Genomic DNA, 2,153 nt, shown 5'->3' with positions numbered 1-2,153 from the left:
AGTGCTACGGGCAATGTATTGGCTAATGACAGCAATACAGACCCTGATGCGGAGTTGACTGCCAGCTTGGTAACTGATCCAGCTACGCTGCCGGGTACCTTGGTGTTCAATGCGGATGGCACGTACACGTTTACCCCAGATGCAGGCTTTGCAGGTCCATTGGAAGTGGTGTACACGGTATGTGATGATGCTACACCAGCCTCTTGCGCAACAGCTACGCTACATATCTTGGTAGAGCCAGCACCTGTTGCAAATCCTGACTTTAATGTTGCTTATATAGATAAGCCTATCAAGGGTGATGTGAGTACGAACGATGTGGTAGCTGCGGGTACTACGTATGGAACGCCAAAAGCAGGTACAGACAACCGTCCTGGTGCTACGCTTACGATGAATCCTGATGGGACATACACCTTTGAGGCAGTAGCAGCTGGCGTATATACTTACCTGGTTCCTGTATGTGGTCCTGATGGGAAATGTGTAGATGTGCTATTGACCATTACGGTACAAAACCCAGCTATCTCTGATCAGGCGCCTATTGTCAATACTGATCTAGGAGTGACTAAGGAGGGGGACCCTGTTAGGGTGAACACCTTAGGTAATGACAGTGCGGGTAGACCTGGTGTTGCATTGAATCCAGCATCTGTTAATGTTACTGAGCAACCTAAAAATGGTACTGTAACAGTTGATCCTGTCACAGGGGATATGATTTACACACCTAATCCGGGCTTTGTAGGCGTAGACAGCTATAGTTATACTGTATGTGATACAGGAGATCCTGCGCTATGTTCTACGGCGGTTCAGCAGATTACTGTAGTGGCTAAAGACACGCCAAATAAGGTAGCAGCAGCAGATGACTTTGTACGTAGCCCATCGGCTGAGAAGGCTACTGGCAATGTGCTTGACAATGATGCTGACTTGACAGGAGATGGATTCACAGTGACTCCTCAGCAAGTGAAAAGTGAAGAAGGAGTATTTACAATGAATTCGGATGGTACATACGAGTTTGTACCTGCGCCAGGGTTTATAGGACCGATTAGTTTTGTATACACGGTGTGTGACAATGGTACTCCTCAAGCTTGCGCGACAGCTACATTATATATCCTGATTACGCCGAATGATTTGGAGGCTAATATGGATAACTTCCAGGACAATGAAGTAAACGGCTTAACTGGTGGAACAGCAGGAAATGTTTTGGACAATGATAAGCTCAATGGTAATCCGGTAAAAGGGTCTGAAGTGACTATCAGTATCAAAGATGATGGAGGAATGGCTGGTGTGAGTATCGACAAGGATGGTAATTTGATCGTACCGAAAGGAACAGCTCCGGGGACTTATGTGATTACCTACACGATTTGTGATGTATTGGATCCTAGAAACTGTGACGAAGCGATTGCGATTGTTGAGGTCTTCCATGGTGTGAACTTAAAGATTACCAAGCTTGCTGAAGCAGAGGAGTGGTTTGAAGGAGATGAGTTTGGATTTACCATGATTGTAGAGAACAATGGTCAGACAGACGCGACAGCAGTAGAGGTTATAGATCTGTTGCCAGAAGGATTGAGATATGTAACTTCCACAGTAGAGGGAGCGACGGCAGAGACTCAGGTCAATGGTCAGCAGATCACTTGGACTGTTGCGAGTCTTCCTTCGGGATCATCTTTGCAGATAAAGATTCAAGTAAAAGCTGCTCCGCTTGAAGGTGGAAGAGCGCGTACTTTGGTCAATACTGCCACAGTATCTTCACCACAACGAGAGTTGAGTCCTGATGACAACAGTTCATCTGCAGCAGTGAATATTAAGGCATTCTTTATACCGAATACGATCACGCCAAACGGGGATAGAATCAACGATACTTTTGAGATTCCTGGCTTGGGCAGGTATGTGAGCAATGAGCTTTTGATCTTCAACAGATGGGGTGACCATGTGTACGAGCGCAAGAACTACCAGAATGACTGGAGTGCTGAAGGCTTGGTATCGGGTACGTACTTCTACCTGTTGAAAGTAACCGACGAAAGCGGTAAGGATCAGGAGTTCAAGGGCTTTATCCAAGTAGTAAAGGAGCGAATCAGATAAATATACCGTACGCCCGGCGGGAGGGATTCCTTCTGCCGGGACGGTATTATCCAAAATCAGGAGCTAAAAAATAAGAGAAAATG

Annotated in this window: 1 protein-coding gene; it reads left to right on the top strand. The window is 46.1% G+C overall.

Annotated features, from left to right (window positions below):
- Positions 1-2,070 (top strand): Ig-like domain-containing protein (locus tag IEV57_RS19195; protein ID WP_188444652.1); only part of this gene is annotated, 2,070 nt, incomplete at its 5' end.
- Between the last annotated feature and the right edge of the window lie 83 nt (positions 2,071-2,153).

This window comes from Belliella aquatica (assembly GCF_014637795.1).
GTDB classification, from domain to species: Bacteria; Bacteroidota; Bacteroidia; order Cytophagales; family Cyclobacteriaceae; genus Belliella; species Belliella aquatica.
Note: the sequence above shows the minus strand (reverse complement) of the source record. Positions and strands in the feature narration are given on the sequence as shown.